Here is a 25610-nt window from a genome sequence, read left to right as displayed (position 1 = left end):
CAGCGCCTATGTCGGTCGGCTCGGCTACCATCCCGGATTTCTCGACACCGCCGCTGGAATTGCCGGCAGATCTGGAACCGGAGAACCCACTCTGGCGTTTTGCATTGGCGTTCTGGAAATATCCGGACGTTCAGAACAGCTGTCTGGCGCTTCAGAATCAGGGCTGGAGCGTGACGCGGATTCTCAGTGCGGCCTGGCTAGCATTCTCCGGCAGGATCTTCGCCGGGGTCGAGGACGCTACGGTAACAGAGTGGCGCAACCGTGTAACCGTCGCGCTGCGCAGTGCGAGAAAATCGCTGCCCGGCAATGCCGACAACTGTCAAAAGCTCCGTACCGGCATCGCTGGCCTGGAGCTTGAAGCCGAACAGATCGAACTGGCCCTGAGCTGGCGAACGCTAATGACCAACAACCCGGAACACGCTGACATGCAGGGACGCGACGCACTGATCATCACCAATCTGGTTGCGGCCGCACCGACATCATTCGTTGATGACAGTGCCAGGCCCCTGCTGAATACACTGGCCGAAACCCTGGCCCACTTTCCCAAGGGAGACCACCAGCCATGATGATGAAATGGCTAATACGGCTCTCATTTCCGGCTCTCGGATTGCTGTTATTGCTCATCTTCTTCGGCCTGAACGATCCGGAGCAGGTATCCGAGCCAGTGGCAGAAGAGGAACAGCCGGAAATTCCCGCCTTCGAAGGCCTGGTGCCCTCACCGATTCCCACCGAGGGCCCCGAGATCGTGTTCAAGTGGCAGGATACCGACGGCAACTGGCACTATGCTGACCAGCCGCCGGAACAGGGCCGCTGGAACACCCTCGCCATCGAACGGCGGGACAAGGCCTTTCCGCGCCTCCAGCCCCAGGAACCGGAAACAGATTGGCGATCCCCCTATAACGCCCCTTTTTCTCTGGGACCATCCGCCGCCGGTACCAACGGCAGCTGAGCTGACACGTCCGCTTTCTTAACACATGTTCAGTGGCATCTGACGCCGGAACCCGTTACCTTCTGCGTTCTGACAAACACAACGCGGGGCCCTGCCCCGAGCACCGACGTTAAAGGATAATGCAATGAAGAAAACGCTCCTTGCACTGGCAGTGACCGGACTTGTTGCCGGCTGTTCCACTCCGCCCGAAGCCCCGGAACAACCGAAACTGGAATCCACCGACCAGAAGGTCAGTTATGGAATGGGCCTGGTATTGGGTGAGCGCATGGGTAACGACCTGCCGAACCTGCAGATGGATCAGTTCCTCCAGGGCATCCAGCACGGCCACGCTGGCGATGATGAAGCCAAGCGCATGAGCCGCGAGGAAATCCAGCAGGCCCTGATGACCTACCAGCAGCAGCTGCAGGAGGAGCAGGGCAAGCAGATGGAAGAGCTGGCCCAGAAGAATCTGGATGCCGGAGAGGCCTTCCTGGCAGAGAATGCCGAGCGTGAAGGTGTGGAAACCACCGACTCAGGCCTTCAGTATGAAGTGCTTGAGCAGGGTGACGGCGAAAAGCCGGCAGCAACCGACACGGTTCAGGTGCACTACACTGGTGAACTGCTGTCCGGTGAGGTGTTCGACAGCTCCCGCGAGCGCGGCGAGCCGGTAACCTTCGCCCTTAACCAGGTGATTCCCGGCTGGACCGAAGGCCTTCAGTTGATGAGTGAAGGTGCCCGCTACAAGCTCTACATTCCTTCCGACCTGGCTTACGGCCCGGGTGGTAACCGGGCAATCGGACCGAACGAGACTCTCGTGTTTGATGTCGAGCTGCTCGAGATCAATCCCGGCTCTGGAGACTAAGCTCCAGGCAGGCGGCGGCCAGTTCTGGCGCAGCCATAAAAAAGCCCCAGCCCGGCGTTACCGGCTGGGGCTTTTTTGATTCAGGCGTATTCTCAGGCAGAGGCCACTTTGCCGGCATGGGCATTGTGAAGGTGCTCGATGAGGAAATCCTCCATCTCGAACCGGGTCTCCAGGGTTTCACCCAGCTTCGACAACTCACCGAACAGCTCTTTGACATCCTCTTCCGACAATTCCCGGCCATCCAGACGGTCATTGAAGTTAAGGGCGACCTCAGTGGTCTGCTCAATCCGGGGGTAAACCTTGGCCGCCAATTCGAGGCCGCCATCGTTGAATTCCCTGGCTTCGCGAACCAGTTGCTCATAAATCTCAAAATGGCCGGTAGATACGTAATCCACCAGCACCTCACACAGGCGCACGAACTTTTCTCTCAGCGCTTCCGTCTGCGAGAAGTCATTCTCCCCGGACAGGTCGCAGTAATGCACCAGCAGCTCCTGACGCTCCTTGAGCCAGCGATCAATCAGTTCGCTGACGCCACCCCAGCGCTCCCTGGCATTTCGGCAATTTTCCAACATGACGCCTGTTCTCCGCTTGTCTTCGGTACTTCTGTTTCGGTTTTGATTTTTATTAGGTTTGGATCAAGTTACCCCATGGCTGCTGTCCCCCGCAACCGTTTCAGCTCCGAATCCACTCCCGGGGTTTTTGCCGGCGAAACATCAGAACCAGACCGGTAATAACCAGCAGAGAGAAAAACACGGCAGTCCAGCCAGGGATGCTCAAACCCAGGAACCGCCAGACCACTTCGGCACAGTCCCCCGTACCCTGCAGCGCAGTAGACAAGACTTCAAACCAGGGCAGGACATCAAGCATGTAATCAACTGAGGGCCCACACGCTGGCACCTGGTCTGCCGGCAGACTCTGCAGCCACAACTGCCGTCCGGCGACGCCCAGACCGGCTCCGGCGGTCAACACCAGCAGGAAACCGTAGATCCGAGCGCCGAATCCGGTGGGACCCTGGAGGAAGGCCAGGAAACTCACCAGACCGGCCCCCATAAAGCCGAACCGCTGTAACCAGCAAAGCGGGCAGGGCTCCAGCCCCATCACATGCTCCATATAAAACGCCACACCCAGAAGCGCGGCACATACAAGGAAAATAAGCCCGAAAACCCATCTGCTGGTCAAAAGAACACCTCGAATCGTGAATTGAAACTGCAAGCGGCCACTGGGCCTGCTATTCTCGTCACTTAACCCTAAACCACGATCAACTTCAAGCCTATGACACGCCAGCCAAAATCCGTTCTGACGCTTCTGTTTCTGTTGTTTGCAATGATGCCCTTACCCGCCGTTTCCCAGGATGAGGAAAATACCGAAGAGGAAGTGGCTGAGGAAGAAAGCGGCGTTACCGATTACATCAGTATGGATCCGCCTTTTGTGACTCACGTGGGCACGCCTGGCAACAAGCCGACCTACCTGAAGGCCGCCGTGACACTGCGGGCCCGGAATACAAGCACCCGGCCAGCGCTGGAAGCCCACATGCCTCGCCTGAGACACGAACTGGTGATGCTGTTTGGCGAGCAGACTGACACAGAACGCCTCACCTCAATGGAAGGGCAGGAGGCGTTGCGAGAGGAAGCCAAACAGCGAATAAATGCGGTTCTGGAGGAGCAGCAGACCGGCGAGAGCATCGCCGGTGTATTGTTTACAGAATTCGTGGTGCAGAAATAAGGCTGGACCCGACCAAGGAATCAGGCGATCCGTGAGAACAGATCGTCTGCCTGGTCCCGGTCATCCCGGGCTACCTGATCGGCATCGTCCCAACCGGCTTCCCAGGCAGCAATGACAACCTCACCCCGATAGGGGCAGCGGGCTTTGTCCATACCCATGTTGGCAGCCATGTAGCCCTGACGGTAAGCCTTGTTGAGCGCTTCCACATCCCAGCCGAGTTTGATATCCCTTGCCATCGCCGTCTCTCCCGATCCTGATGTTACAAAAATTAACAGCCGGACCGGAGGGAGACAAATCTTTGTTCGGTTTCTGTGCGTCAGGTCCGCAGACTTCTGCGACAGTGGCCCAACTTACCGTTCAGGAGCGCAGATACTGTTCCAAAAACTCGCTGAACGGCAGGGTATCGGCACGCTCCATCTGCGCCTGCTCGGCCAGGGAATCTGCCGTCATGGCATTAAACGCCTGGCGCACACTGGCATCGAGGCCTTCCTGCCTGAGGGTTTGCTGGTGCTGCTGCGCCATTTCCATGCCCCACTCCCGATGCCCCAGGCCTGAGGAGCGCATGGCGTCCAGAACCCGGGCAGACGGAACCGTCCACTCACCATTCAAGGTCTCGCGCTGGGCAGCCAGGGCGCGACGGTAGGTGTCATCCCCCCGCCAGCTATCGAGCAACTCGGCGAGCGGTTCCAGTTGCGCCAGGATATCGGTTGCGGCCTCTGAAACCGGAGTGCGCTCCCCGGCACGGCATAGCTTCAACTCACGGTAACGCCCGTTGGACACCACATCCTTGTAGTTGTCATCGAGACGCTCGCACTCTTCATCGCCAATACGGGGCGAGTCCGATAGCAGGCAATCCAGAAGGAACAGGTCCAGGAAATCGATCTGAGCCTCATTCACGCCCACCGGTGAGAAGGGATCAAGATCCAGACACCGCACCTCGATGTATTCCACACCCCGGGCCTCAAGCGCCTGGATGGGCTTTTCTTCCCGCTGCGTGGTGCGTTTGGGGCGCACGGCGCTGTAATACTCGTTTTCGATCTGCAGGACGCTGGTATTGATCTGGATGAACTGGTCGCCCCGGCGGGTGCCGATTTCCTCATAGGCCGGCCAGGTTGTGTGGATAGCCCGATCCAGAGTCTGGGTGTAGGTGCTGAGCTCATTGAAACAGATATTCAGGGAGGCCTGGGCATTGTTGTGGTAACCCAGATCCCCCATCCGCAGGGAGGTGGCGTGCTCACCGTACCAGGTGCGTTCGTCAAACTGGTTGAGGTCGTGGCTGACATCGGCAACGAAGCTGGCATCCAGCGCCGGCGAGGCGCCGAACAGCAACATCAGCAGCCAGCTACGGCGACGGAAATTCCGAATCAGCCAGAAATACTGGTCCGATTTGAAGTCTTTCAGGCTTTGCTCATTTCCGAGCAATTCCTGCCACTTCTGCCAGAAGCTATCGGGTAGCGACAGGTTGTAGTGGGCGCCAGCGATGCTCTGCATCATACGCCCGTAACGCACCGCCAGACCCTGCCGGTAAACGTGCTTGAGCTGGCCAATGTTTGAGCTGCCGTATTCGGCAATGGGGATGCTCGGATCGCCATCCAGTTCACAGGGCATGCTCGCCGCCCAGAAGACCTCGTCGCCAAGGTTCTGCTGCACGTAGGTGTGGATATCCCGCAGGGATTTCAGCATGCCCCCGGTGCTGTTGAACACCGGTGTGATCAGCTCCAGCAAGGCCTCCGAATAGTCCGTGGTGATCCTCGGGTGGGTCAGTGCCGAACCCAGGGCTTCGGGATGCGGGGTCTGGGCAATGAAGCCGTTGCGATCCACCCGCAGCCCTTCTTTTTCGACACCCTTGAGGAAACCATCCCAGTCGCTGGCGGCGAACTGACGAAATACGGAATGGCGGGATTCAGCCATGGTCGACTCCTGCTGCGGCCGGTTTGCTCTTTTGCACAACCGGCCGATGAAAAGATTGTATGCCCGTCAGCTGTCCTTGCGCGCCGAGGCCAATGCCTGGGCCAGCGCGCCAGCCATGGCGCCCTGCGGGGATTTCTGACCGGAAGCGCCACTGCCGGCGTTCCGGTTACCGCCCTTGCGGCTGGCCCCGGCGCGGTTGGCAGCCATTGGCTTGCCTTCGTTTTTCTCGCCAGGCTGATCGTCCATACGCATGGTCAGGGCAATTCGCTTGCGCGGGATATCCACGTCCATCACCTTGACCTTGACGATATCCCCGGCCTTGACCACTTCCCGGGGATCCTTGACGAAGGTGTGGGACAGCGCGGAAATGTGCACCAGGCCATCCTGATGCACACCAATATCCACAAACGCGCCAAAGTTGGTCACGTTGGTCACCGAGCCTTCCAGCACCATGCCGGGTTTGAGATCGCTCAGGGTTTCGACCCCTTCCTCAAAACTTGCGAACCTGAATTCCGGTCGCGGATCCCGCCCCGGTTTCTCCAGTTCCGAGATGATGTCCTTGATAGTCGGCAAACCGAACTGTTCTGTTACGTAATCCTGGGGATTCAGACCACGCAGGAACGAGGAGTCGCCGATGATATCGCCCACTTCGCGATTATTTTTCCGGGCGATGGCCTCGACCACGCCATAGGCTTCAGGGTGCACGGAGGACCGGTCCAGGGGGTTCTCACCGCCGGCAATACGCAGAAAACCCGCCGCCTGCTCGAACGTGCGGTCCCCGAGACGGGTGACCTTGAGCAGCTGCTTGCGGTTGCGGAACATGCCGTTCTGGTTGCGGAACTCAATGATGTTCTGGGCGATGGTCTGGTTCAGGCCCGAGACCCTTGCCAGCAGTGGCGCTGACGCCGTGTTCAGATCCACACCCACGCCGTTTACGCAGTCTTCCACTACGGCATCCAGACTGCGGGACAGTTGAACCTGGGAGACATCGTGCTGGTACTGCCCCACCCCGATCGATTTCGGCTCGATTTTCACCAGCTCGGCCAGCGGATCCTGCAATCGACGGGCAATGGAGACCGCACCCCGAATGGTGACATCCAGATCTGGCAATTCCTTGGAAGCAAACTCTGAGGCTGAGTAGACCGAAGCGCCAGACTCACTGACCACGATCCGGGCCAGCTTCAATTCGGGGTAACGCTTGCTGAGATCGCCGACCAGCTTCTCCGTTTCCCGGGAAGCGGTGCCATTGCCAATGGCCACCAGTTCGATCTTGTACTCCCGACACCAGGCCGCCAGCTGCTCGATGGAACGGTCCCATTGGTTCTGGGGCGCATGGGGGAAGATGGCACCGTGGCCGGCCACCTGGCCAGTGCCATCGATAACAGCCACTTTCACCCCCGTGCGTAGCCCTGGATCCAGGCCCAGGGTCGGACGTGGACCAGCCGGCGCGAGCAGCAGGAGATCCTTGAGGTTGGCAGCAAAGACGTTGATGGCTTCGGTTTCCGCTGCTTCGCGGACCTGTGCCATAAGATCGGTTTCAATCTGGGTGGACAACTTCACCCGCCAGGTCCAGCGCACAACTTCCGAAAGCCATTTGTCGGCAGCGCGGCCGTTGTCCCGGATGTTCCAGCGTGCGGCAATACGCTGCTCGGCCGGATGGGGCGCGCGACGGTCGTCGTCGGCATCACCGACCACGATGGTGTAACCAAGAACACCCTCGTTCCGTCCCCGAAGAATGGCCAGGGCGCGGTGGGACGGCACTTTTTTCAGGGGCTCGACGTGGTCGAAATAATCCCGGAACTTGGCCCCCTCGTTCTCCTTGCCTTCCACCACGGTGACTTTCAGCTGGCCTTCCTGCCAGATGAAGTCCCGCAGGCTGCCCAGCAGCTCGGCGTCCTCGGCAAACCGCTCCATCAGTATGTACCGGGCGCCATCTAGCGCAGCCTTGGTATCTTCCACGCCGGCTTCTTTGTTCAGGTAGCCCTGGGCAGTGGTTTCGGGATCCAGAGTCGGATCATCGTAGAGGGCATCAGCCAGCGACTCCAGACCCGCTTCCCGTGCAATCTGGGCCTTGGTCCGGCGCTTGGGCTTGTAGGGCAGGTAAAGATCTTCCAGACGGTTCTTGGCATCCGCTTCGTTAATGCTGGCCTTGAGCTCGTCGGTCAGCTTGCCCTGCTCCTCGATGCTCTTGAGGATGGTGGCACGACGGTCTTCCAGTTCCCGCAGATAGCGCAGGCGTTCTTCCAGGTTCCTTAGCTGGCTGTCATCCAGTGAGCCTGTGACCTCTTTCCGGTAGCGGGCGATAAACGGAACGGTCGCGCCCTCGTCGAGCAGTTCGACGGTGGCATTAACCTGTTGCTCGCGGACACCGAGTTCCTCGGCGATACGCCTGGAGATACTGTTCATGCAACCTCTGTCTGATGCTTTGCCAATAAACCAGCAAAGGTACAGCGGCTTACTGCTGCAGGCAAGCGGCCTGACCCCGCTTGTTCAGGAATTGCACAAGATCTGCCCAGGGCATGGGCCGGGCGTAATAATAGCCCTGGATTTCATCGCAATGCTGCTGGCGCAGAAACTCCAGTTGCCCCTCGGTTTCCACACCTTCGGCGACCACGCTGATCTGCAGGCTGTGGGCCAGGCTGATGATGGCCCGAATGATGTGTTCGGCGTCTGCCGAATTGCCCAACTCCTGCACGAACGACTTGTCGATCTTCACCAGCGAGATCGGCAAATGCTGAAGATTACTCAACGATGAAAAGCCGGTTCCGAAATCGTCCAGGGCAAAACTGATCCCCAGCTGGTTCAATTCCCGCAGGCAGCGCTGGGCATACTCCGGGTCGTGCATCATGGCACTCTCGGTCAGCTCCAGCTCCAGCAGACTGGTATCCACGTTGGCGTTAAAGATGATGCGAAAAATGGTTTCAGTCATCTTGCGATCGTGAAACTGCCGGAATGACAGATTGACCGCGAACACCAGCCCGGGGAAACCGAGTTCAGCAGATTCCTGCAAACGCTTACAGGCCTGTTCGATGACCCAGTAACCAATGGGCACGATCAACCCACTGCGCTCGGCCACCGGAATGAATTCGTCCGGCCCCACCAGCCCACGCTCCGGATGATTCCAGCGCAACAGGCATTCCACGCCCCGAACCTCCTCGGTGGCCAGATCAATCCTGGGCTGGTAGTAAAGCTCCAGCTCCTTGCCTCTCAGGGCGTTGCGGAGGTCCGCCTCCAGACGAAGCTGATAACCGGCGGAAATGTGCAGCTGGCGGTCATAGAAACGGTAGCTGGTGCCCGGGTCCCGTTTTGCTTCGAACATGGCACGGTTGGCCCGGCGCAACAGATTTTCGGCGCTGTCGCCGGCTTCCGGGTAGGTTGCAACGCCAAGGCTGGCACTGACCACTACGGTCTGGCCATCAATGGTAACCGGCTCATCAAGGGCGTTGACCACCTTGCGGATAATCTGGGTGATATCCAGGGAGTCCTCGACCTTTTCGACAATAATGGCCAGCTCGTCGCCCCCGATACGCATCAGCGAATCCACCCGCCGGAGCGAATGACGAAGCCGCTCTGCCAGCTTCATCATCAACTGGTCGCTTTTCTGGTAGCCAAACGATTCGTTGATGCTGCGGAAGTCATCAATGTTGAGGTGCAGTAAAGCCAGCCGATGGCCGGCCCGCTCGGCCCGTAGCAAGGCCTGTTGGAGACGATCGAAGAAAAGGTCCCGGTTGATAAAACCGGTGGCGACTTCGCGGCCGAGTTGACCGTGGGCGGACTCGGACAACTGATCCCGATACCAGAGGCATTTCACAGCCCGCCGGAAATTCCAGTGGTCCAGGTTCTGGCGACTGAGATAATCAGCGGCGCCCGAAGCAAGCAATTCGGGCGCCCGCTCCCCGGGAGGCTCGGCACTCAGAGCAAGCACGGGCTTTTCATTGCTGGCAACCGCCAGGTACTGAAGGAAAGATGCCTCTGAGCCACCATGAAACACGCAGTCCCAAACGATGACATCAAAACTGGCGTTGCGGATCAGATCATCACAATCCACCAGGTCCGGGCACCAGGTTGCGTCCGCACTGATTTCGACGTCGCCCGCCAGAAGAGCATTCAGCCAGAGAAAATCAGCGTAATCTGGTGTCAGAACCAACAGGCGCAACTGTCCGGGCCTCATGGTTTCCAGTGGCAATGTCATCAAGCAGGATCCATTTATGCGTGAACAACCGAGTCCGTTCTGTTAATCATAGTCGATAGATCCCCAAGGTACAGTAACTCTGTCTGGTGTAGAATAAGCCCACGTCCGTTATCCCCATTTCGTTCCATTCTGGCCATTTATTTGTGAACAAGCTCAACCCGAGACAAAGCGAAGCAGTCCGCTATGCTGATGGCCCGATGCTGGTGCTCGCCGGTGCCGGCAGCGGCAAGACCAGCGTGATCACCCGCAAGATTGCCTACCTGATCGAGCAGCTAGGAATCCCGGGGCGTCATATTGCCGCAGTCACCTTCACCAACAAGGCTGCCCGGGAAATGAAGGAGAGGGTTGGCCGAATCGTCGACAGGAAGCTGACCCGGGGCCTGATTGTATCCACTTTTCATAATCTTGGCCTCAATATGATCCGGGAAGAGCACACGCATCTCGGTTACCACCCCGGTTTTTCCATCTTCGATGCCGAGGATGCCAAGGCCCTGTTACAGGATCTGATGCTCCGGGAAGCCAGTGCCGAGGCCGGGGACGAGCTCAATGACATCCAGATGACCATTTCATCCTGGAAAAACGCCATGCGGGGGCCGGCCGAAGCCCTGAGCAAAGCCGCGGATGAGCGCGAACAGCGCATTGCGATCATCTACAGGAAATACAACGAGTACCTTAAGGCTTACAACGCGGTCGATTTTGATGATCTGATCCTGCTTCCCGTGATGCTGTTCCGCTCGAATCCAGACGTGCTCGCGAAATGGCGGCGGAAGATTCGCTACATGCTGGTGGATGAATACCAGGACACCAACGTGTGCCAGTACGAACTGGTCAAACTCCTGGTGGCAGAGCGGGCCGCGTTTACCGTGGTTGGCGACGACGACCAGTCGATCTACGCCTGGCGCGGTGCCCGGCCGGAAAACCTGGCCCAGCTCAAGGAAGACTTCCCAAGCCTGAAAATCGTCAAGCTTGAGCAGAATTACCGGTCCACCGCACGGATCCTGCGCAGCGCTAACACCGTGATCGCCAACAACCCCCACGTGTTCGAGAAGGCTCTGTGGAGTGATCACACTATCGGCGAAGAAATCCGGATTGTCCGGTGCCGCAACGAAGACGCGGAAACCGACCGGGTGGCCACCGAGATTCTCGATCAGAAGCTGAAAAAAGGCCTCGATTTCCGGGACTTCGCCGTGCTGTACCGTGGCAACCACCAGGCACGCCTGCTGGAAATGAAGCTGCAGGCCTACCAAATCCCCTACCGCATCTCCGGCGGCCAGTCCTTTTTCTCAAAGAACGAGATCAAGGACGCCATGTCCTACCTGCGGCTGTTGATCAACCCGGACGACGACGCCGCGTTCCTGCGGGTGGTCAACGTGCCCCGCCGGGAAATCGGTCCACGCACCCTGGAGCAGCTCAGCCACTACGCCCGCTCCCGCAATGTCAGCCTGTTCAAGGCCCTGGGTGACATGGGCGCAGAGACCCACGTAACCGAGAAGGGGCTGGATCGTCTCCGGAGGTTTGCTCACTGGGTAGATGCCACCTGCGAGCGGCTGCACAGCGAAAACCCGATACCCGTGATCAAGCAGCTGTTCACGGACATCGAGTACGAAGAATGGCTGCACCAGCACTCAGGCACGCCCAAGCAGGCCGAGCGAAGGATGGAAAATATCTGGTACCTGGTGGAATCCATCCAGCGCATGCTCGATGACGGCAAGGGCACGGCCGATGAGCTCGGCATCGAAGATGCCATTACCAAACTGATCCTTCGGGACATGATGGAACAGCGGGAAGAGGACGACGACAGCGACAAGGTTCAGCTGCTCACGCTGCACGCTTCCAAGGGTCTGGAATTCCCCCATGTGTTCATCATGGGTCTTGAAGAGGAAATCCTGCCCCATCGAAGCAGCATCGAGGAAGGCAACATTGAGGAGGAACGGCGGCTGATGTACGTAGGCATTACCCGCGCCCGGGAAACACTGACGCTGACCTATGCGGCTACCCGAAAACAGTACGGGGAAAAGCTGGAAACCATCCCGAGCCGTTTTCTTGATGAACTGCCCGAAGAAGATCTCAAGTGGGAAGGCACTGGCGACCTTGATGTGGAAGCCAACCAGAAGAAGGGAAAAGCGACTCTGAGCGCGCTTCTGGGCGATCTCGGCCTGTAGATTTCACTTTTTTTCACAAATACTGCAACTTTTGACGCCCCTGATCCGTTCCTGCAAGCGGGAGACCAGATCCCACTTCGACAACAACAAGATCAGGAGAGCTTCATGTCCACACATCGCAATCGATTGTGTCAGCTTACCGGTTCGTTTTTGCTCATTGCGGCGGGGTCCACGACCGCCAGCGCGGGTCTGCTGGGCGGACTCCTCGGGACCTCTAACGAGGATTCATCGAGCCAGACGACTCTGGCAGAGGATTACTCAGAGAAGGGACGTTTCAGCGAACCTTTTGCGGAACCCACCATCATCGTCGACGGTGAGGCTGTTGAAACCGACGAAAAATGCATCACCCGGGCCGATGGCATGGATGAATGCAAACCGGCAGCAGGCACCATGGCCCTGCTGAAAGACGGTCGCCTGCTCTATTTGAACGCGCTGGAAGGCACTGAGAATGTTGAGCTATCGATCGTCGCCGAATTTGGCGAGGTTTCAGTCAATGACCAGACACGGGTACTTTCGCTGGATGAAAACGACAACCCGTCGTGGCTCAAACCCTCTCCGCTGGATGCCGGTGCCAACCCGGACGGCAATGACAGCGAAACCCTGCTCAACGGCACCGAACTTGACGGCTTGATTGATACTGCAGATAACACCAGCAAAAACGACGGAGCCCTGTTCTGCTCGGATGTTATTGGCCTTGCAAATGGCGATGTCATGGCCGTCGGCGGCACGGACTATTACTCGGAGCCCGGCATTGACGGCCTACCCCTGGGTGTCGCGGAACTGGAGGGCATCAAGAATTCCCGGATTTTCGATGAGGCAACCAACACCTGGCGCCAGAGCGGTGACATGACCTACGGCCGCTGGTACCCGTCGCTGGTCACCCTGGGCAATGGCGACGTTTTTGTTGCCAGTGGCGTCACCAAACTCCTGAAACCGGTCTACCCGGATGAACCGCTGAATAGCGGTCGTAACGTGGTTCAAACGGAAACCTACAACCCTTGCGCGGGGTCGTGGACAGAGAATCCCTCTACCGCAGACAGGTCTTTGCCGTTGTACCCGCGCATGCATCTGCTGCCCAACGGTCACGTGCTCTACAATGCCGGAGGCCAGGCATTCAATCCCTTTGGCCAGGGTTATGACCAAGCCTTATGGAACATTGTCGCGAGCTACAATCCCGCAACCCAGCGCTGGAACGACATCGGCTATGCCGGACTGCCCCTGAGACTGGATGAAATCGGGCTGGGCCAGCTCAGCAGCACAATGAATATCACCAATCTTTCCCTGGACCAGGTCGGCTCGCTTCTGGGCGATGTGCTGGAAGCTCCATCTGATCTGCTGGAAAGCGGCGCAGAGCTGGGCATTTCAGAAGAAGACCTGCGAATGGCCATTGCCGGCGGCATGCGCGGTTCCACCTCTTCAACCATGCTGCCGCTGAAACCGAATGCCAACGGCGAATACACGGACGTGGAGCTGTTGACTGCCGGTGGCGTGCCCAGTTACGCCCTGCTGACCAATCCCGGCGGCTACCTGCCCACGGACCAGAGCCGTATCGACCGAATCACCACGAATGGTAATGACATCGGCTACGAATCCCGTCTCACTGGCCCGCTCAACCAGCCACGCTGGTATGGCACCAATGTTGTGATGCCGGACGGCAGCGTCATGGTGTTCAGCGGTGGGAACCGTGATGGCGTTGTCGTGCCCGGCCTTGAAGGGCCGATTCGCACGGCTGAGCGTTTTGATCCGGAAACGGGCACCTGGACTGAAATGGCAACAGGCCACCGGGCACGGACTTACCACAACACGGCGGTACTGATGGAAGACGGTCGTGTGATGATTGCCGGGCATTCGCCGATCAACACCGCCTACCTGACCTTCGTCGATCTTCAGGACTTCGGCTTGGCGCCGTATGACGGAAGGGATCCCAGCTTTGAAATCTACACACCACCCTATGCCATGCGTGACGACCGCCCGGAAATCCTGAGCGCGCCGCGCAACCTGACCATTGGGGATCGCTTCAATATAAAGGTTGACCAGGCAGACCAGATCGACAAGGCGCTGCTGATTCGCCGGACGGTCATGACCCATGTAATTGATGGCGACCAGCGCGCCATTGAGCTAATCATGGAAAGAGGCAACGGCAACAAGCTGACCCTGAAAATGCCAGACAACCACAACGTGGTCCCCGCCGGCGAATACATGCTGTTCGTAAGCAAAGAGACGGCTGAGGGAAGGGTGCCGTCAATATCGGCTCCCATCACCGTGGTCAACGAGAATCTCGAATGCATGGCGCCAACCCAGGTGGCGGGCGACACCACGACCGCCGACGGAATTATCGAATCAACACTTGAGATTCTGTAACCAGGTAACGGGAGTACATTATGAAAAACGGACGGATCAGTACTGGCGGGTTGCCACTGGTTTTGTTCGGCCTGCTGCCCCTGGTGGCCTCTGCGCCAGCAGGGGCGCACGGGGCACCCGACGCAGAGGGCGCTCCCTCTGAGATCGTGCAGGCCCGCATTACCGAGCAGCCGAACATTCAGGGATTGAACGCCATGATTCTGGATGCCCCACGCCCGGGCATCCTGTTGAGCTACCGGGGCGACACCCCTCTGACAGTATTGGGAGCCCAAGACGAGGCTTTTCTCAGGTTTACTGGCAAGACCGTTATGGTCAATACCGACAGCCCGAGCTGGCGGTCTCTGCCAAACGCCCCAACTCTCTCGGGAACGCCCGTTGAGGAGAGTGACAGATGGGCAGTGCTGTCACAAAGTGCCAGTTTTGGCTGGCTGGACCCACGCCTGGCAGCGATGGAGAGCATGCATCACCAGGAACCAGAACATCAGAGCTGGTCGATCACCCTGCAAACCGCCACCGGCGAAACAGCGATGATAGTCGGCGAGCTGAGGCGTAAACCGCTCCCCTGATCGCTAAAACCGGAAGGCCGAAAGGCCATAAGAAAAAGCCCCCGAATGTCGGGGGCTTTTCTTTTACTCAAAATAGCCTTACTGGCTTTCTGCCACCAGGTGCTCGACAGCCGCCTGAATTTCTTCATCTGGACAGTTTGCACAACCGCCCTTGGCCGGCATGGCATTAAAGCCATTGATCGCGTGACTGACCAGGGTGTCCAGCCCCTTGTCGATGCGAGGAGCCCAGGCATCGGCATCACCAATCACAGGTGCGCCAGCAGCACCGGTGGTGTGACAGGCCATGCAAACCGCGTCGTATACTTCGCTACCTGAACGAGGGCCGGAGCTGGCTGTCTCGGTCGGAGCAGCCGCGCTGCCGCACTCTTCACCCTGCATGCAAACTTCGCCTACCGGCTGGATGCGCGCACGGATTTCATCTTCGACACTTGCCATTACGGCGCCCGCTGTCAGGCCAGCAACGACCAGTACAGCAGCCAGGACTCTCTTCATCTTCACAATGCACCTCGCATTTGAGCGTTATAATCTTCGGTCGCCGCATTATAGCGACTGAAACCTGGCAAAAAAACCAAACAGCAAAATCATAAATTGATTTCAACCATTTTAATTGCGATTTCGTAAGTCAGAGGGTGTTTCGCGAACAATCCGGTTACCATGGTGTTCGCCGACGTTTTACCATTCAGGACCTGTTTCCATGACCAATACGGAACCGACTTTGCCTCACCCATTGCGCAAACCACTGCTGATTGCCGAATTCACGGCACTGGCTGTTTTGCTTGCTTCCATGGGGTGGTTTTCCAGTCAGACCAGTGACGGCCAGACGATCAGTGCCGGCTGGCTGCTCATCCCTGCCTTCGCCAGCCTGGGGGTTTTCCTCAGCTTCATTGGGCTTATGTACCTGCGCTGGGTTGCCTCCGCAGAAAGCGGCAACCGATTCAAGCACAAGCTTATTTTCTCGCTTCTGGCCGTCACTCTCATCGGCGTCTGGATCTATGGTATTGCCAACACCTGGTTCAGCCTGACTGCCAGCTAGGAGATCTCCCGATGACACCCCCACATCTGCTGGCGCGATCGACGGCTTTCATTACTGTCTCTGTGCTGTCGGTTCCGTCGACGGTAGCGGCTCAGACTGAGACGGCACCCTCGATTGACTCGCCGGAACAATGCGCGCTGATTGACGACGGGATCAAGCGACTGGCCTGCTTTGACAACCTCTACAAACCGAAAGAGCGCCAGGCCCAGGCCTCTGAAAGCGCCAAAGAGCAAGCCGAGGAAAGCGCGGAACAACTGGCGCCCAATGGCGAGGACCTTGATGCAGTCGCTGGCAATGCCCTGGAAGGCGATTCCGATGCAGGTGTGATGTCGGCACTGGTAGACCGGTATGTAGAGGCTGAAAAGGCCGTTTTCTCATTTTCCGGCAGTTTCGTGGGCCACCGCCCCACCTATATCCTGCCCGTCAGTTGGGTGAAAGACCCGAACGAATCGCCATCGAGCCCCAGGCTAGGTTCTATCGGCTATGACTACGACCTGGAACGGGAAGAGGCCAAGTACCAGATCAGCTTCAAGGTGCCGTTGCTGACGGGGATTCTGGATGACCGCACCACACTCTGGTTTGGCTACACCCAGACCTCGTTCTGGCAGGTGTACAACCAGGACGACTCAGCGCCTTTCCGGGAGACCAACTACGAGCCCGAGATATTCGCCCGATACCAGACCGACTGGGATATCGGACCGGGCCGGCTGAATGGGGTGACCCTGGGGTTCAACCATCAGTCCAACGGCCAGTCGGAACCTCGGTCCCGCAGCTGGAATCGCATCATGGGGTCAGCGGCCTACAGTTATGATCGCTGGCTCTTTATGGTCCAGCCCTGGTATCGGATTCCGGAGGACAATGACGATGACAATGCGGATATCCAGCGCTACCTGGGGTATGCCAATTACCATGCAGTATACAAGCTGACCGAGGATCGGACGTTTTCGTTGCGGCTGATGAATAATCTGCGGTCGGATGACAACAAGACGTCGGTGGAGTTCGGATACAGCTTCCCGATGGGGGATACGGTTAAGGGGTTCTTCCAGTACTACAACGGATATGGGGAGAGTCTGATTGACTACAACCATCGGATTCAGCGGTTCGGTATCGGGATTATGCTGAACGACTGGCTCTGACTTGCCTTGACGCTTCGGTGCAAGACCGCTCGTCACGGTGTCCTTTCCTGAAACACGCTCCTTACGGCACATCCATGTGGCGCTTGAGCTCCGCCATCCATGGCTCCGCACAGTTTCAGGAAAGGACCCCGCGCCAATCGGCCCCAAGCTGTAGCGCTAACCCTCTTCGTTCAATCTCTGCATTTCAGCCAGCAGTTCTTCCGTCTTCTCTTCCATCAACGGAATATTCGCCCTTGATTCCACATTGAGGCGAACAACCGGCTCGGTGTTGGACATCCGGAGGTTGAAGCGCCAGTCGTCGAATTCGATGCTTACGCCGTCCACGTGGCTGACGCTTTTGGCGCCGACGCTGTATTTGGCTTCAATCGCGGCGATGACCTTGGGGGGATCGGCGATGGTGCGGTTGATCTCGCCGCTGGCCGGGTAGGCTTCGATTCGGGCGTCGATCAACGACGACAGGGTCTGGCCGGACTGGCAGAGGCGTTCGGCGACCAGCAGCCAGGGGATCATGCCGCTGTCGCAGTAGGCGAAGTCGCGGAAGTAGTGATGGGCGCTCATTTCGCCGCCGTAGACTGCGTCTTCGTCACGCATTCTCTGTTTGATGAAGGCGTGGCCGGTTTTGCTTTCGATGGCTTCGCCGCCAGCAGCTTCGACCAGGTCGAGGGTATTCCAGGTCAGGCGTGGGTCGTGAATGACTTTGCCGCCCCCGGTTTTGCGCAGGAACTGGTCGGCGAGCAAGCCGACGATGTAGTAGCCCTCAATGAAGCGGCCATTTTCGTCGAAGAAGAAGCAGCGGTCGTAGTCGCCATCCCAGGCGATGCCCATGGCCGCGCCTTCTGCGATAACGGCATCTGCGGTGGCTGCACGGTTTTCCGGCAGGATCGGGTTGGGGACGCCGTTGGGAAAATGGCCGTCGGGTTCATGGTGTACTTTTACGAATTCAAAGGGCAGGTGCTGTTCGAGTTCGTCGATCACCAGGCCTGCGCCGCCGTTACCGGCGTTGACGGCAATGGTCATTGGCGTGAGCGCGGCCGCGTCAACGTAGCCCAAAAGGTGATCGATGTATGCGCTCATGACTTCCAGGGGCTCGTAACGCCCTTGCTCAGGAGCATCGCCAAAAGGCTCCAGAACCCTGTCGCGAATGTCGTTCAGCCCGTTGTCGGAGCTGATCGGCCGGGATTCGGGGCCGACCATTTTCATGCCGTTGTGGTCTTTCGGGTTGTGGCTGGCAGTTACCATGATGCCACCGTCCATCTTGTAGTGACTGGTGGCAAAATACACTTGCTCGGTGCCGCACAGGCCGATATCGAACACATCCGCACCGGCTGCCATGAGGCCGGAGCTCAGGGCTTCGGCGATGTCCGGACTTGAGAGGCGGATGTCGTAGCCAACGATCACTTTTTTGGCGCCGGTGATTTCCACATAGGCGCGCCCGATTTTCTCGGCCAAGGCCGGATTCAACTGATCCGGCACTCGGCCACGCAGGTCGTAGGCTTTAAAACAGGACAGGTCCATTGTCTCGTATTACTCCGCAGAGGATGACTGAAGCTGGATGTAGTTCTGGATTCCCATCTGGGAAATCATTTCCAGTTGAGTTTCCAGCCAGTCGATATGCTCTTCCTCACTGTCCAGAATGCTTCGGAACAGCTGACGACTGGTGTAATCCTGGATCTCTTCGCAATAGGCGATGGCTTCTTTCAGATCAGCGTGGGCAATTTCTTCCAGCTTCAGATCGCAGGAGATCATCTCTTCGACGTTCTCGCCGATCAGCAGCTTATTGAGATCTTGCAGATTGGGAAGACCTTCGAGAAAAAGGATCCTCTCGATAAGCTGGTCCGCGTGCTTCATCTCGTCGATGGATTCTTCGTATTCCTTGGCCGCCAGCTTGGTAATACCCCAATCCTTGTACATGCGGGAATGGAGGAAGTACTGGTTGATCGCGGTCAGCTCGTTGCCGAGGACCTTGTTCAGATGCTGGATGACCTTTTTATCGCCTTTCATAGTCGGGCTCCCTGATGGCCGAATGAATCAGCCTCTAAGGATAGCCCCTTATCGGACAGGAGAAAAATAGAGCCAGACAATCGCGCCTGTCAGGCAGGCTGCGCGAGCATATTGGCCATGGCAAGGTAATCCGGTGAGCGGCTCTCACGCAGTATTTCGCGGGCTGTGCAAGCGCAGCGCCCGCATTGGGTACCAACACCCAGTTCCTTGCCAAGCTGGCGCATGGAAGAAATGCCGTTGTCGGCAGCTTCGCGAATTTCCCGGTCAGTTACGCCGTGGCAAAGGCAAACGTACATAGCAGTGACTCACCCATGACAATAAAAGTTAGTGATAATTATTGTCATTGGCATCTCGAAATGCAAGCCTCCTGGCTTAAATTTGTGCAACTTTTTGTGTTGAGAGACTCACGAATCCCGGGTCAGATTCCGGTAGCCGGCGTCAGTAACCACAACGTTGTCCTCGATCCGGATGCCACCACAGCCTCTCAGCCTGTCGATCAGGTCCCGGTTCAGGTATTGCCCCAACTCCCCTTTCAGCAAGGGGTCCAGCAACGAGGGAATGAAATAGAGCCCCGGCTCGATGGTTACTACCATGCCGGGCTCCAGCCTGCGGGTCAGGCGCAGGAACGGAGCATCTTCTGGAGGGGGCGTCGGTTTGCCGGCCACATCATGGACTTGCACGCCCAGGAAATGACCAATGCCATGGGGAAAGAAAACCCGGGTAATACCTTTGTCGACGATGGCCTCGTCGTCCAGGCCCGAGACCAGGCCGGTCGCTGACAGCAACGCCGCAACCCCCTGATGGGCCTTGCGATGAATATCGATGTAATCCACGCCCGGCGCCACCATGCCGCACAATCTCAGCTGGAGTCGCTCAAGCCCGTGAATCAGGGCGGCAAAGTGAGACTCCTCCGGTCCCGCCGTGGTGCGAGTGATGTCGGAGCAATAGCCACGATAACGAACGCCGGCATCGATCAGCAGACTGCGTGGCTGCCCCGGAGGCTGCGTATCGTAATACTGGTAGTGCAGCGTACCTGCGTGCTCATTCAGGCCGATGATGCTGTGATAAGGCGCCTCGACTTCCCGCTGGCGGGTCGCCTGCTGGTGGGCCAGGTTGATGCCGAACTCGCTTTCACCGGCCAGGAATGCTTCCCGGGCAGCAGCATGGCCCGCCAGAGCCAGCCTGTTGGCCTGGGCAAGACACTCGATTTCATAGGCAGTTTTGCGCACGCGGGTTTCGTCCAGGTCCCGGAGCAGATCGTCCGGGTTTGCGTCCCCGGGGACATTACTGATCAATGCCGGATCACCAATCACCGCCAGGCTGCCGGGGTCATCCAGCAAGGGCGCCTTGGGTGAGGCACTGCTGCGAACCTCGATAAACTCCTGCCAGGGCTCTTCCGGCAACGCCGGGTTGGCATGCCAGAAATCCACCGGCTCGAACAACCAGAGCACAGGCCTGTGCCCCGCCCGGATCCAGAGCCAGCAGTGTTCGCGACCGGCCAGCCCGGTCCAGTGCAGAAACGGACCATAACCCTGGAAATGCCAGGCCTGGTCATCTCCATAACGCAAAGGCGCGGCGCCGGAAGCAATGAGCAGGCTGTCGTAGCCATGCTCCGCCAGGGCCGATTCGTATCGGGCCTGCAGTTCTTTCAGGTGATCGGTCTGCAGCGACAACAGCGCATCATCAGGCATGGCCATCTTCCAGTGTTTTCCAGAGCGTTAAGAGATCGTCCGATCGGGTATCCCGCAATCGGATCAAGCGGATTTCCAGGGGCACGTCCCAGCTTTCATCGCCAGCACGCACGAGGCTGCCGAACTGTTCGCTTTTTTCCGTCATGCGCCGGGGCAACCACCCCATGCCGAAACCCTGCTTCACCAGCGCCTTGATGCTGGCGGACTGGGTGTTCTCGTTCAGAGGTAACAGATTGGCCGTCAACCTGTTGCGGGCAAGATGGCCCTCAATCGCCGATTGCAGGAAACCACGACTGTGATAAGCGATCAGCGGTACCGGCTGTTCCGGGCTGCCCGGCAGGGCAAACCGGGGGTGCCCGTGATCGTCAGCAACGCTGACCGGCACCAGGGACTCGCGAGCCAGCACCAGCCAGTCGTAACCGTCTGCTGTCAGCCTTCCACCCCAGGGCAGATCCGGATGCCAGTAACACAGCACCAGATCACACTCACCACTGTCCAGCGCTTCCAGAAACTGCTCCCCCACCCAGCTGGTGGCGTTCAGGTTCAGCTGCAGACGTTCGGCAATACCCACGTCCTGGGCCCAGCCCTGATAAAAGTGTGAAAACAGACCCTGCGTGGAACCCACACTGATCCTGGCAGACACCTCGGCTTCAAGGGCGCTGATTCGATCGCGGGTATCCCGGACATCCCGGGTGATCCGCTCGCACAGCTCCCGGAATATCTCGCCAGCGGGCGTCAGCGAGAGCGGCAGCGTCTGGCGGTTGACCAGCGTGCTGCCCATGGCTTCTTCCAATAATTTGATCCGGCGGCTGAACGTAGGCTGGCTCACGTGCTGCAACTCGGCAGCACGTGAGAAATGGCGCGTTCGGGCCAGCGCCAGGAAATCTTCCAACCAGCGTACTTCCATGGAATCCCCTGAGGGTCTGTCGTTGTATCGGTGCGCGTTCTGCTGCTGGCATCATAGCCTATCGCAGCGGCGCCGTTACAACCGGCCCTCTTCCACCGCGTGGCAGGCCACCTGGGTGCCGCCATCCGTGGTGATCAGTTGCGGGATTTCCTGCCGGCAGCGCTCGTTGGCGTAGGGACAGCGACCGTGGAATACACAGCCCGACGGCAGATTCACGGGGGTGGGTACCTCCCCTTTCAGCCGGATGTGATTGGGGCGGTCGTCCTCCAGTTTCGGAATCGCGGACAAGAGAGCCTGGGTATACGGGTGCCGGGGCGCGGAGAACAGGGTTTTTGTATCCGCAAGCTCACAGACCCTCCCAAGGTACATCACCGCCACCCGGGTGCCGAAATGCTCCACCACTGCCAGGTCGTGAGTGATAAACAGATAGGTCAGTCCGCGGCTTTCCTGAGCGTCCATCAACAGGTTCAGCACCTGGGCCTGGATGGACACGTCCAGGGCCGAGATGGGCTCGTCGGCCACGATGAATTCGGGATCCACCGCCAGGGCGCGAGCAATGGCGATTCGCTGGCGCTGGCCACCGGAAAACTCATGGCCAAAGCGGCTGCCCCAATCCGGATCAATGCCCACCGAATGCATCACTTCGTGGATCTTGTCCCGCACCTGGACCTGGGACCAGTCCGGATGGTGGAACCGGATCGGCTCCTCCAGGGTCTGCTGGATGGTCATGCGCGGGTTCAGGGAAGCGTAGGGGTTCTGGAAGATCATCTGCATCTTGCGACGGTAGGGCAGAGAATCCTTGCGCTCGAGATTATCGATACGCTGACCGTCGTAATGGATCTCGCCGGCGCTGGGCGAAAGCAAGCCCATAACGGTTCGGGCCACAGTGGACTTGCCACAGCCGGATTCGCCCACCACGCACAGGGCTTCGCCCTTCTGCACTTCCAGATCCACGCCGTTGATGGCATGAACCGCCTCCTGTTTGCGGCGAAAACGCCCCCCTTCAAAGGTGATCTGCTCCAGCAGGCTGCCGGACAGGTCAAAGCGTTTCTCGAGACCGCGGATACTTACCAACGGGGAGGTCATGATTCGGCCTCCTGCATGCGTTTCTCCTGCTCAATCAGGTTGGCGACTTCGTAACAGGCCACATTCACATTGCCCGAGCGCACATACTCCGGCATCGCCTGCTTGCACTGCTCGGTGGCGAACTTGCAACGAGGGTGGAACGGACAGCCCGCGGGCACGTTCTTCAGCGACGGCATTGAGCCGGGAATCTGGAACAGGCGCTCGCCGGGCTCCCCCATCTGGGGCAGCGCGTTGATCAGCCCCTGGGTGTACGGATGCTGGGCATCGTTGATGATTTCCCGGGTCGGCCCCTGCTCGATGATGCGGCCGGAGTACATAACCAGCATCCGCTGGGTCACCTGGGAAACCACGCCCAGATCATGGGTAATCAGCATCAGCGCCACATTCTCCTGCTCGCACAGGTTCAGCAGCAGGTCCATGATCTCCGCCTGGATGGTCACGTCCAGGGCCGTGGTGGGCTCATCGGCAATGATGATTTCCGGGTCCAGCAGCAGGGCGATGGCAATGATCACCCGCTGGCGCATGCCGCCGGATAGCTCATGGGGGTACTGATCCAGACGTTTCTCCGGCGACGGAATCTGCACCTTCTGCAGCCGGTCCAGAGCAATCGCTCGGGCTTCTTTTTTACTGATCTTCCGGTGGGCCAGGATGGCCTCCACCATCTGGGTTCCAATGGTGAGCACCGGGTTCAGGGTCATCATCGGATCCTGGAAGATCATGGCGATGCGATTGCCGCGAATTTTGCGTAGCTCCCGTTCGCTCATGGCGGCCAGATCCCTGCCTTCGAACAGGATCTGCCCACCGGCAATGTAGCCGGGCTGGGCAATCAGGTTGAGAATGGAAAAGGCGGCCACCGACTTGCCGGCGCCGGACTCCCCCACCAGACCCAGCCGCTCGCCCTTGTCCAGGCTGAAGCTGATGCCCCGCAGCGCTGTCAGGTCGCCGCCACGCACGGCGAAACGTACATCAAGATCTTTTACTTCCAACAGTGCCATGGTGTTACCCCTTGTACAGCCGTGGGTTCATCACATCCCGCAACCAGTCACCCAACAGATTGATGACCAGCACGAGCACCACCAGCACCAGGCCCGGGATCAGGGTGATCCACCAGGAACCGCTCTGGATGTAATCAAAGCCGGATTTGATCAGCGAGCCCAGCGACGGCTGGGTCTCCGGCATGCCAAGCCCCAGGAACGACAGGGCCGCCTCGGAAATAATAGCGTTGGCAATCTGGACCGTGGCGATAACGAAGATCGGCGACAGGGTGTTCGGCAGGATATGCCGGAACATGATCCGTCGGGTTCCGAAACCCATCACTTTGGCGGCGTCGACGTATTCCTTCTTTTTCTCCGCCAGCACAGAAGCACGGACGGTGCGGGCAATCTGGGGCCATTCGGCAACACCGATGATAAAGATCAGCATGTAGATGGCGATCTCACCGAACATCAGGTTGCCGAAGCTGGCCTTGAACACTGCGCCCACGATGATGGCAACCATCAGCGTGGAGAAGGACAATTGCACATCGGCAATGCGCATCAACACCGCATCCACCTTGCCACCCAGGTAGCCGGCGAGGAGGCCGAACAGAATGCCCAGAAACGCCTGCAGGACCACCGCCCCGAAACCGATCATCAGGGACACCCGGGTGCCGTACAAAATGGTCGACAGCAGATCCCGGCCCTGGGCGTCGGTGCCCAGGGGGAATGCCGGATCAGCCCCGCTCATGCCCACCGGGGGCAGCTCGGAATTCATAATATTGATCTGCGCCAGATCGTAGGGATCGGCGGGCGCCAGCAGGGGCGCGAACACCGCCGCCAGCACCATCAGCAGCAGCACGGCAAAGCTGACAATCGCCACCTTGTCGCGCTTGAAGCTGTACCAGAAGAAGGACTCGCGGAAGCGGTCCCAGCGGGAAACCGTTGCCGTTGTCATGCTTTCTTTCCTGTCAGTTTGACGGTGGGATTCACCAGACCGTAGATCAGATCCACCAGGGTATTGGTAACGACGAAAATCAGGCCCACCACCATCAGGTAAGCCACGATCAGCGGAATGTCACTGCGAGTAATGGCCTCCAGGAACATCAGGCCCACGCCCGGCCACTGGAACACGGTTTCCGTGAGGATGGTGTACGCCACCATGATGCCGATCTGCACGCCACCCACGGTGATCACCGGCAGCATGGTATTCTTGAGCGCATGCAGGAAGTTGATGCGGCCAGCACTGAGGCCCTTGGCCCGGGCGTAACGAACGTAATCGCTCTGCAGCACTTCCATCATCTCGGCCCGGATCAGCCGGATAAACAGCGGCAGCATGATCGAGGCCAGGGACACCGACGGCAGGACCAGATGCATCAGCCCGGCACCGGTGAAGAAACCGGACTCCCAGGTGCCGAACAGGTGCGTGAGCTCATCGCCTCGACCGTAGGAAGGCAGCCCGCCTTCGGTGCTGAAGAAATCGTTCAGCCACTGGCCCCAACCGGTGTCCGACGGGAACCAGTTCACCGTCACACCAATGGAGAACAGCTGAATCAGCACAATGGCCGTCAGGAACACCGGGATGGAAATACCAACGGTACTGACGCCCATAAAGAACTTGGATAACCATGCCTGGGGCCGGATCGCGGCATAGACACCAATCGGCACGGAGAGAAACACAATAATCAGACTGGCACCGATCACCAGTTCCAGGGTCGCCGGCAAATGTTCGGCGATCACCTCCAGGGTCGGCTTGCTATAGAAATAGGAGTTGCCCAGGTCACCCTGGAGCGCATTGCCCGCGAAACGCAGGTACTGCACCACCATCGGGTCGTTCAGACCGAGCTCCTCGCGAATGGCTTCCCGCTCCTCTTCGGAGACAGACATGCCCACCATTTCCTGAAGCGGATCCCCAAGGCCATCCTGAATGGCAAAGGCGATCACACTGATCACAAACATGACCAGAAACGCCTGGGAAATCCGCTGAACCAAAAACGCTAACATGGAAAGCTTCCGGATAAGGCTTGCAAACAAAAGGCCGGCGCCGGATCACTCCAGCGCCGGCCGGCCATCAAAGG

25 protein-coding genes are annotated in these 25610 nt (G+C 58.6%); 9 read left to right on the top strand and 16 right to left on the bottom strand.

Going from position 1 to position 25610, the window contains the following annotated elements; translation table 11 throughout:
- Nucleotides 1–8: 8 nt before the first annotated feature.
- The 3 genes from A8B84_RS19335 to A8B84_RS19325 all read left to right on the top strand — a co-directional run bounded on the left by A8B84_RS19335 (nt 9) and on the right by A8B84_RS19325 (nt 1790).
- Complete coding sequence (locus A8B84_RS19335; protein ID WP_064228456.1) at nt 9–566, top strand: TIGR02444 family protein; 558 nt, start codon at nt 9–11, stop codon at nt 564–566.
- Nucleotides 563–949: a DUF4124 domain-containing protein gene (locus tag A8B84_RS19330; RefSeq protein WP_064228457.1), complete on the top strand. Its 387-nt coding sequence runs from the start codon at nt 563–565 to the stop codon at nt 947–949. Before A8B84_RS19335 ends, A8B84_RS19330 begins: the two co-directional genes overlap by 4 nt.
- A gap of 124 nt (nt 950–1073) precedes the next feature.
- The gene (locus A8B84_RS19325; protein ID WP_064228458.1) at nt 1074–1790 is read left to right on the top strand and encodes an FKBP-type peptidyl-prolyl cis-trans isomerase; all 717 of its coding nucleotides are present in this window, start codon (nt 1074–1076) and stop codon (nt 1788–1790) included.
- A 92-nt stretch (nt 1791–1882) separates the two neighbouring features.
- Here the strand turns inward: A8B84_RS19325 and A8B84_RS19320 are convergent, their stop codons facing one another.
- Both A8B84_RS19320 and A8B84_RS19315 read right to left on the bottom strand, forming a co-directional pair.
- Nucleotides 1883–2362, bottom strand: coding sequence for an Rsd/AlgQ family anti-sigma factor (locus A8B84_RS19320; protein WP_064228459.1), 480 nt, complete (start codon nt 2360–2362; stop codon nt 1883–1885).
- A 100-nt stretch (nt 2363–2462) separates the two neighbouring features.
- Nucleotides 2463–2969 carry a disulfide bond formation protein B gene (locus A8B84_RS19315; RefSeq protein WP_201257918.1) on the bottom strand — a complete coding sequence of 169 codons (507 nt, stop codon included), beginning with the start codon at nt 2967–2969 and terminating at the stop codon, nt 2463–2465.
- A gap of 93 nt (nt 2970–3062) precedes the next feature.
- On the opposite strand from A8B84_RS19315, the gene A8B84_RS19310 reads away from it, so the two are divergent.
- A complete protein-coding gene (locus A8B84_RS19310) occupies nt 3063–3512 on the top strand; it encodes a flagellar basal body-associated FliL family protein (protein WP_064228461.1) in 450 nt (149 codons plus the stop codon).
- 20 nt (nt 3513–3532) lie between these two features.
- Here the strand turns inward: A8B84_RS19310 and rmf are convergent, their stop codons facing one another.
- The 4 genes from rmf to A8B84_RS19290 all read right to left on the bottom strand — a co-directional run bounded on the left by rmf (nt 3533) and on the right by A8B84_RS19290 (nt 9615).
- Entirely contained in the window at nt 3533–3748 is a 216-nt protein-coding gene (gene rmf, locus A8B84_RS19305) for a ribosome modulation factor (RefSeq protein ID WP_064228462.1), read from the bottom strand.
- 121 nt (nt 3749–3869) lie between these two features.
- On the bottom strand, nt 3870–5423 hold the full coding sequence (gshA, locus tag A8B84_RS19300) for a glutamate--cysteine ligase (RefSeq protein ID WP_064228463.1): 1554 nt from the start codon (nt 5421–5423) through the stop codon (nt 3870–3872).
- A 66-nt stretch (nt 5424–5489) separates the two neighbouring features.
- Nucleotides 5490–7829, bottom strand: coding sequence for a Tex family protein (locus A8B84_RS19295; RefSeq protein ID WP_064228464.1), 2340 nt, complete (start codon nt 7827–7829; stop codon nt 5490–5492).
- A gap of 49 nt (nt 7830–7878) precedes the next feature.
- Entirely contained in the window at nt 7879–9615 is a 1737-nt protein-coding gene (locus A8B84_RS19290; protein ID WP_064228465.1) for a putative bifunctional diguanylate cyclase/phosphodiesterase, read from the bottom strand.
- A gap of 143 nt (nt 9616–9758) precedes the next feature.
- On the opposite strand from A8B84_RS19290, the gene rep reads away from it, so the two are divergent.
- From rep to A8B84_RS19275, 3 genes are all read left to right on the top strand, one after another.
- Complete coding sequence (gene rep, locus A8B84_RS19285) at nt 9759–11777, top strand: DNA helicase Rep (protein WP_064228466.1); 2019 nt, start codon at nt 9759–9761, stop codon at nt 11775–11777.
- Between the two features lie 105 nt (nt 11778–11882).
- Complete coding sequence (locus A8B84_RS19280) at nt 11883–14138, top strand: galactose oxidase-like domain-containing protein (protein ID WP_064228467.1); 2256 nt, start codon at nt 11883–11885, stop codon at nt 14136–14138.
- A 20-nt stretch (nt 14139–14158) separates the two neighbouring features.
- Nucleotides 14159–14704, top strand: a complete 546-nt coding sequence (locus A8B84_RS19275) for a hypothetical protein (RefSeq protein ID WP_064228468.1) — start codon at nt 14159–14161, stop codon at nt 14702–14704.
- A 78-nt stretch (nt 14705–14782) separates the two neighbouring features.
- Here the strand turns inward: A8B84_RS19275 and A8B84_RS19270 are convergent, their stop codons facing one another.
- Nucleotides 14783–15196, bottom strand: coding sequence for a c-type cytochrome (locus A8B84_RS19270; protein ID WP_064228469.1), 414 nt, complete (start codon nt 15194–15196; stop codon nt 14783–14785).
- Nucleotides 15197–15398: 202 nt separating this feature from the next.
- Between A8B84_RS19270 and A8B84_RS19265 the strand changes: the two genes are divergently transcribed.
- On the top strand, nt 15399–15737 hold the full coding sequence (locus tag A8B84_RS19265; RefSeq protein ID WP_064228470.1) for a hypothetical protein: 339 nt from the start codon (nt 15399–15401) through the stop codon (nt 15735–15737).
- A gap of 11 nt (nt 15738–15748) precedes the next feature.
- On the top strand, nt 15749–16873 hold the full coding sequence (locus tag A8B84_RS19260) for a phospholipase A (protein ID WP_138103116.1): 1125 nt from the start codon (nt 15749–15751) through the stop codon (nt 16871–16873).
- A gap of 156 nt (nt 16874–17029) precedes the next feature.
- On the opposite strand, the gene A8B84_RS19255 is transcribed toward A8B84_RS19260, so the two are convergent.
- The 9 genes from A8B84_RS19255 to A8B84_RS19215 all read right to left on the bottom strand — a co-directional run bounded on the left by A8B84_RS19255 (nt 17030) and on the right by A8B84_RS19215 (nt 25536).
- Nucleotides 17030–18388, bottom strand: a complete 1359-nt coding sequence (locus A8B84_RS19255) for a phosphomannomutase/phosphoglucomutase (RefSeq protein WP_064228471.1) — start codon at nt 18386–18388, stop codon at nt 17030–17032.
- A 9-nt stretch (nt 18389–18397) separates the two neighbouring features.
- Entirely contained in the window at nt 18398–18874 is a 477-nt protein-coding gene (gene bfr / locus A8B84_RS19250) for a bacterioferritin (RefSeq protein ID WP_064228472.1), read from the bottom strand.
- An 89-nt stretch (nt 18875–18963) separates the two neighbouring features.
- The gene (locus A8B84_RS19245) at nt 18964–19170 is read right to left on the bottom strand and encodes a bacterioferritin-associated ferredoxin (RefSeq protein WP_064228473.1); all 207 of its coding nucleotides are present in this window, start codon (nt 19168–19170) and stop codon (nt 18964–18966) included.
- 108 nt (nt 19171–19278) lie between these two features.
- The gene (pepQ, locus tag A8B84_RS19240; RefSeq protein ID WP_064228494.1) at nt 19279–20565 is read right to left on the bottom strand and encodes a Xaa-Pro dipeptidase; all 1287 of its coding nucleotides are present in this window, start codon (nt 20563–20565) and stop codon (nt 19279–19281) included.
- The gene (locus tag A8B84_RS19235) at nt 20558–21472 is read right to left on the bottom strand and encodes a LysR family transcriptional regulator (RefSeq protein WP_064228474.1); all 915 of its coding nucleotides are present in this window, start codon (nt 21470–21472) and stop codon (nt 20558–20560) included. Before A8B84_RS19235 ends, pepQ begins: the two co-directional genes overlap by 8 nt.
- A 75-nt stretch (nt 21473–21547) precedes the next feature.
- The gene (locus tag A8B84_RS19230; protein ID WP_064228475.1) at nt 21548–22558 is read right to left on the bottom strand and encodes an ABC transporter ATP-binding protein; all 1011 of its coding nucleotides are present in this window, start codon (nt 22556–22558) and stop codon (nt 21548–21550) included.
- Nucleotides 22555–23553, bottom strand: a complete 999-nt coding sequence (locus A8B84_RS19225) for an ABC transporter ATP-binding protein (RefSeq protein ID WP_064228476.1) — start codon at nt 23551–23553, stop codon at nt 22555–22557. Before A8B84_RS19225 ends, A8B84_RS19230 begins: the two co-directional genes overlap by 4 nt.
- 4 nt (nt 23554–23557) lie before the next feature.
- Nucleotides 23558–24490, bottom strand: a complete 933-nt coding sequence (locus A8B84_RS19220) for an ABC transporter permease (protein ID WP_014575818.1) — start codon at nt 24488–24490, stop codon at nt 23558–23560.
- The gene (locus tag A8B84_RS19215) at nt 24487–25536 is read right to left on the bottom strand and encodes an ABC transporter permease (RefSeq protein ID WP_064228477.1); all 1050 of its coding nucleotides are present in this window, start codon (nt 25534–25536) and stop codon (nt 24487–24489) included. Before A8B84_RS19215 ends, A8B84_RS19220 begins: the two co-directional genes overlap by 4 nt.
- Between the last annotated feature and the right edge of the window lie 74 nt (nt 25537–25610).

The sequence above is a fragment of the Marinobacter sp. EhC06 genome (assembly GCF_001650915.1).
Classification (GTDB): domain Bacteria; phylum Pseudomonadota; class Gammaproteobacteria; order Pseudomonadales; family Oleiphilaceae; genus Marinobacter.
Note: the sequence above shows the minus strand (reverse complement) of the source record. Positions and strands in the feature narration are given on the sequence as shown.

What these genes read in the sequence shown, in the direction of transcription:
- A8B84_RS19335 (WP_064228456.1), top strand. Translation starts at nt 9, where the DNA reads ATGTCGGTCGGCTCGGCTACCATCCCGGATTTCTCGACACCGCCGCTG.
- A8B84_RS19330 (WP_064228457.1), top strand. Translation starts at nt 563, where the DNA reads ATGATGATGAAATGGCTAATACGGCTCTCATTTCCGGCTCTCGGATTG.
- A8B84_RS19325 (WP_064228458.1), top strand. Translation starts at nt 1,074, where the DNA reads ATGAAGAAAACGCTCCTTGCACTGGCAGTGACCGGACTTGTTGCCGGC.
- A8B84_RS19320 (WP_064228459.1), bottom strand. Translation starts at nt 2,362, where the DNA reads ATGTTGGAAAATTGCCGAAATGCCAGGGAGCGCTGGGGTGGCGTCAGC.
- A8B84_RS19310 (WP_064228461.1), top strand. Translation starts at nt 3,063, where the DNA reads ATGACACGCCAGCCAAAATCCGTTCTGACGCTTCTGTTTCTGTTGTTT.
- rmf (WP_064228462.1), bottom strand. Translation starts at nt 3,748, where the DNA reads ATGGCAAGGGATATCAAACTCGGCTGGGATGTGGAAGCGCTCAACAAG.
- gshA (WP_064228463.1), bottom strand. Translation starts at nt 5,423, where the DNA reads ATGGCTGAATCCCGCCATTCCGTATTTCGTCAGTTCGCCGCCAGCGAC.
- A8B84_RS19295 (WP_064228464.1), bottom strand. Translation starts at nt 7,829, where the DNA reads ATGAACAGTATCTCCAGGCGTATCGCCGAGGAACTCGGTGTCCGCGAG.
- A8B84_RS19290 (WP_064228465.1), bottom strand. Translation starts at nt 9,615, where the DNA reads ATGACATTGCCACTGGAAACCATGAGGCCCGGACAGTTGCGCCTGTTG.
- A8B84_RS19280 (WP_064228467.1), top strand. Translation starts at nt 11,883, where the DNA reads ATGTCCACACATCGCAATCGATTGTGTCAGCTTACCGGTTCGTTTTTG.
- A8B84_RS19275 (WP_064228468.1), top strand. Translation starts at nt 14,159, where the DNA reads ATGAAAAACGGACGGATCAGTACTGGCGGGTTGCCACTGGTTTTGTTC.
- A8B84_RS19270 (WP_064228469.1), bottom strand. Translation starts at nt 15,196, where the DNA reads ATGAAGAGAGTCCTGGCTGCTGTACTGGTCGTTGCTGGCCTGACAGCG.
- A8B84_RS19265 (WP_064228470.1), top strand. Translation starts at nt 15,399, where the DNA reads ATGACCAATACGGAACCGACTTTGCCTCACCCATTGCGCAAACCACTG.
- A8B84_RS19260 (WP_138103116.1), top strand. Translation starts at nt 15,749, where the DNA reads ATGACACCCCCACATCTGCTGGCGCGATCGACGGCTTTCATTACTGTC.
- A8B84_RS19255 (WP_064228471.1), bottom strand. Translation starts at nt 18,388, where the DNA reads ATGGACCTGTCCTGTTTTAAAGCCTACGACCTGCGTGGCCGAGTGCCG.
- bfr (WP_064228472.1), bottom strand. Translation starts at nt 18,874, where the DNA reads ATGAAAGGCGATAAAAAGGTCATCCAGCATCTGAACAAGGTCCTCGGC.
- A8B84_RS19245 (WP_064228473.1), bottom strand. Translation starts at nt 19,170, where the DNA reads ATGTACGTTTGCCTTTGCCACGGCGTAACTGACCGGGAAATTCGCGAA.
- pepQ (WP_064228494.1), bottom strand. Translation starts at nt 20,565, where the DNA reads ATGCCTGATGATGCGCTGTTGTCGCTGCAGACCGATCACCTGAAAGAA.
- A8B84_RS19235 (WP_064228474.1), bottom strand. Translation starts at nt 21,472, where the DNA reads ATGGAAGTACGCTGGTTGGAAGATTTCCTGGCGCTGGCCCGAACGCGC.
- A8B84_RS19230 (WP_064228475.1), bottom strand. Translation starts at nt 22,558, where the DNA reads ATGACCTCCCCGTTGGTAAGTATCCGCGGTCTCGAGAAACGCTTTGAC.
- A8B84_RS19225 (WP_064228476.1), bottom strand. Translation starts at nt 23,553, where the DNA reads ATGGCACTGTTGGAAGTAAAAGATCTTGATGTACGTTTCGCCGTGCGT.
- A8B84_RS19220 (WP_014575818.1), bottom strand. Translation starts at nt 24,490, where the DNA reads ATGACAACGGCAACGGTTTCCCGCTGGGACCGCTTCCGCGAGTCCTTC.
- A8B84_RS19215 (WP_064228477.1), bottom strand. Translation starts at nt 25,536, where the DNA reads ATGTTAGCGTTTTTGGTTCAGCGGATTTCCCAGGCGTTTCTGGTCATG.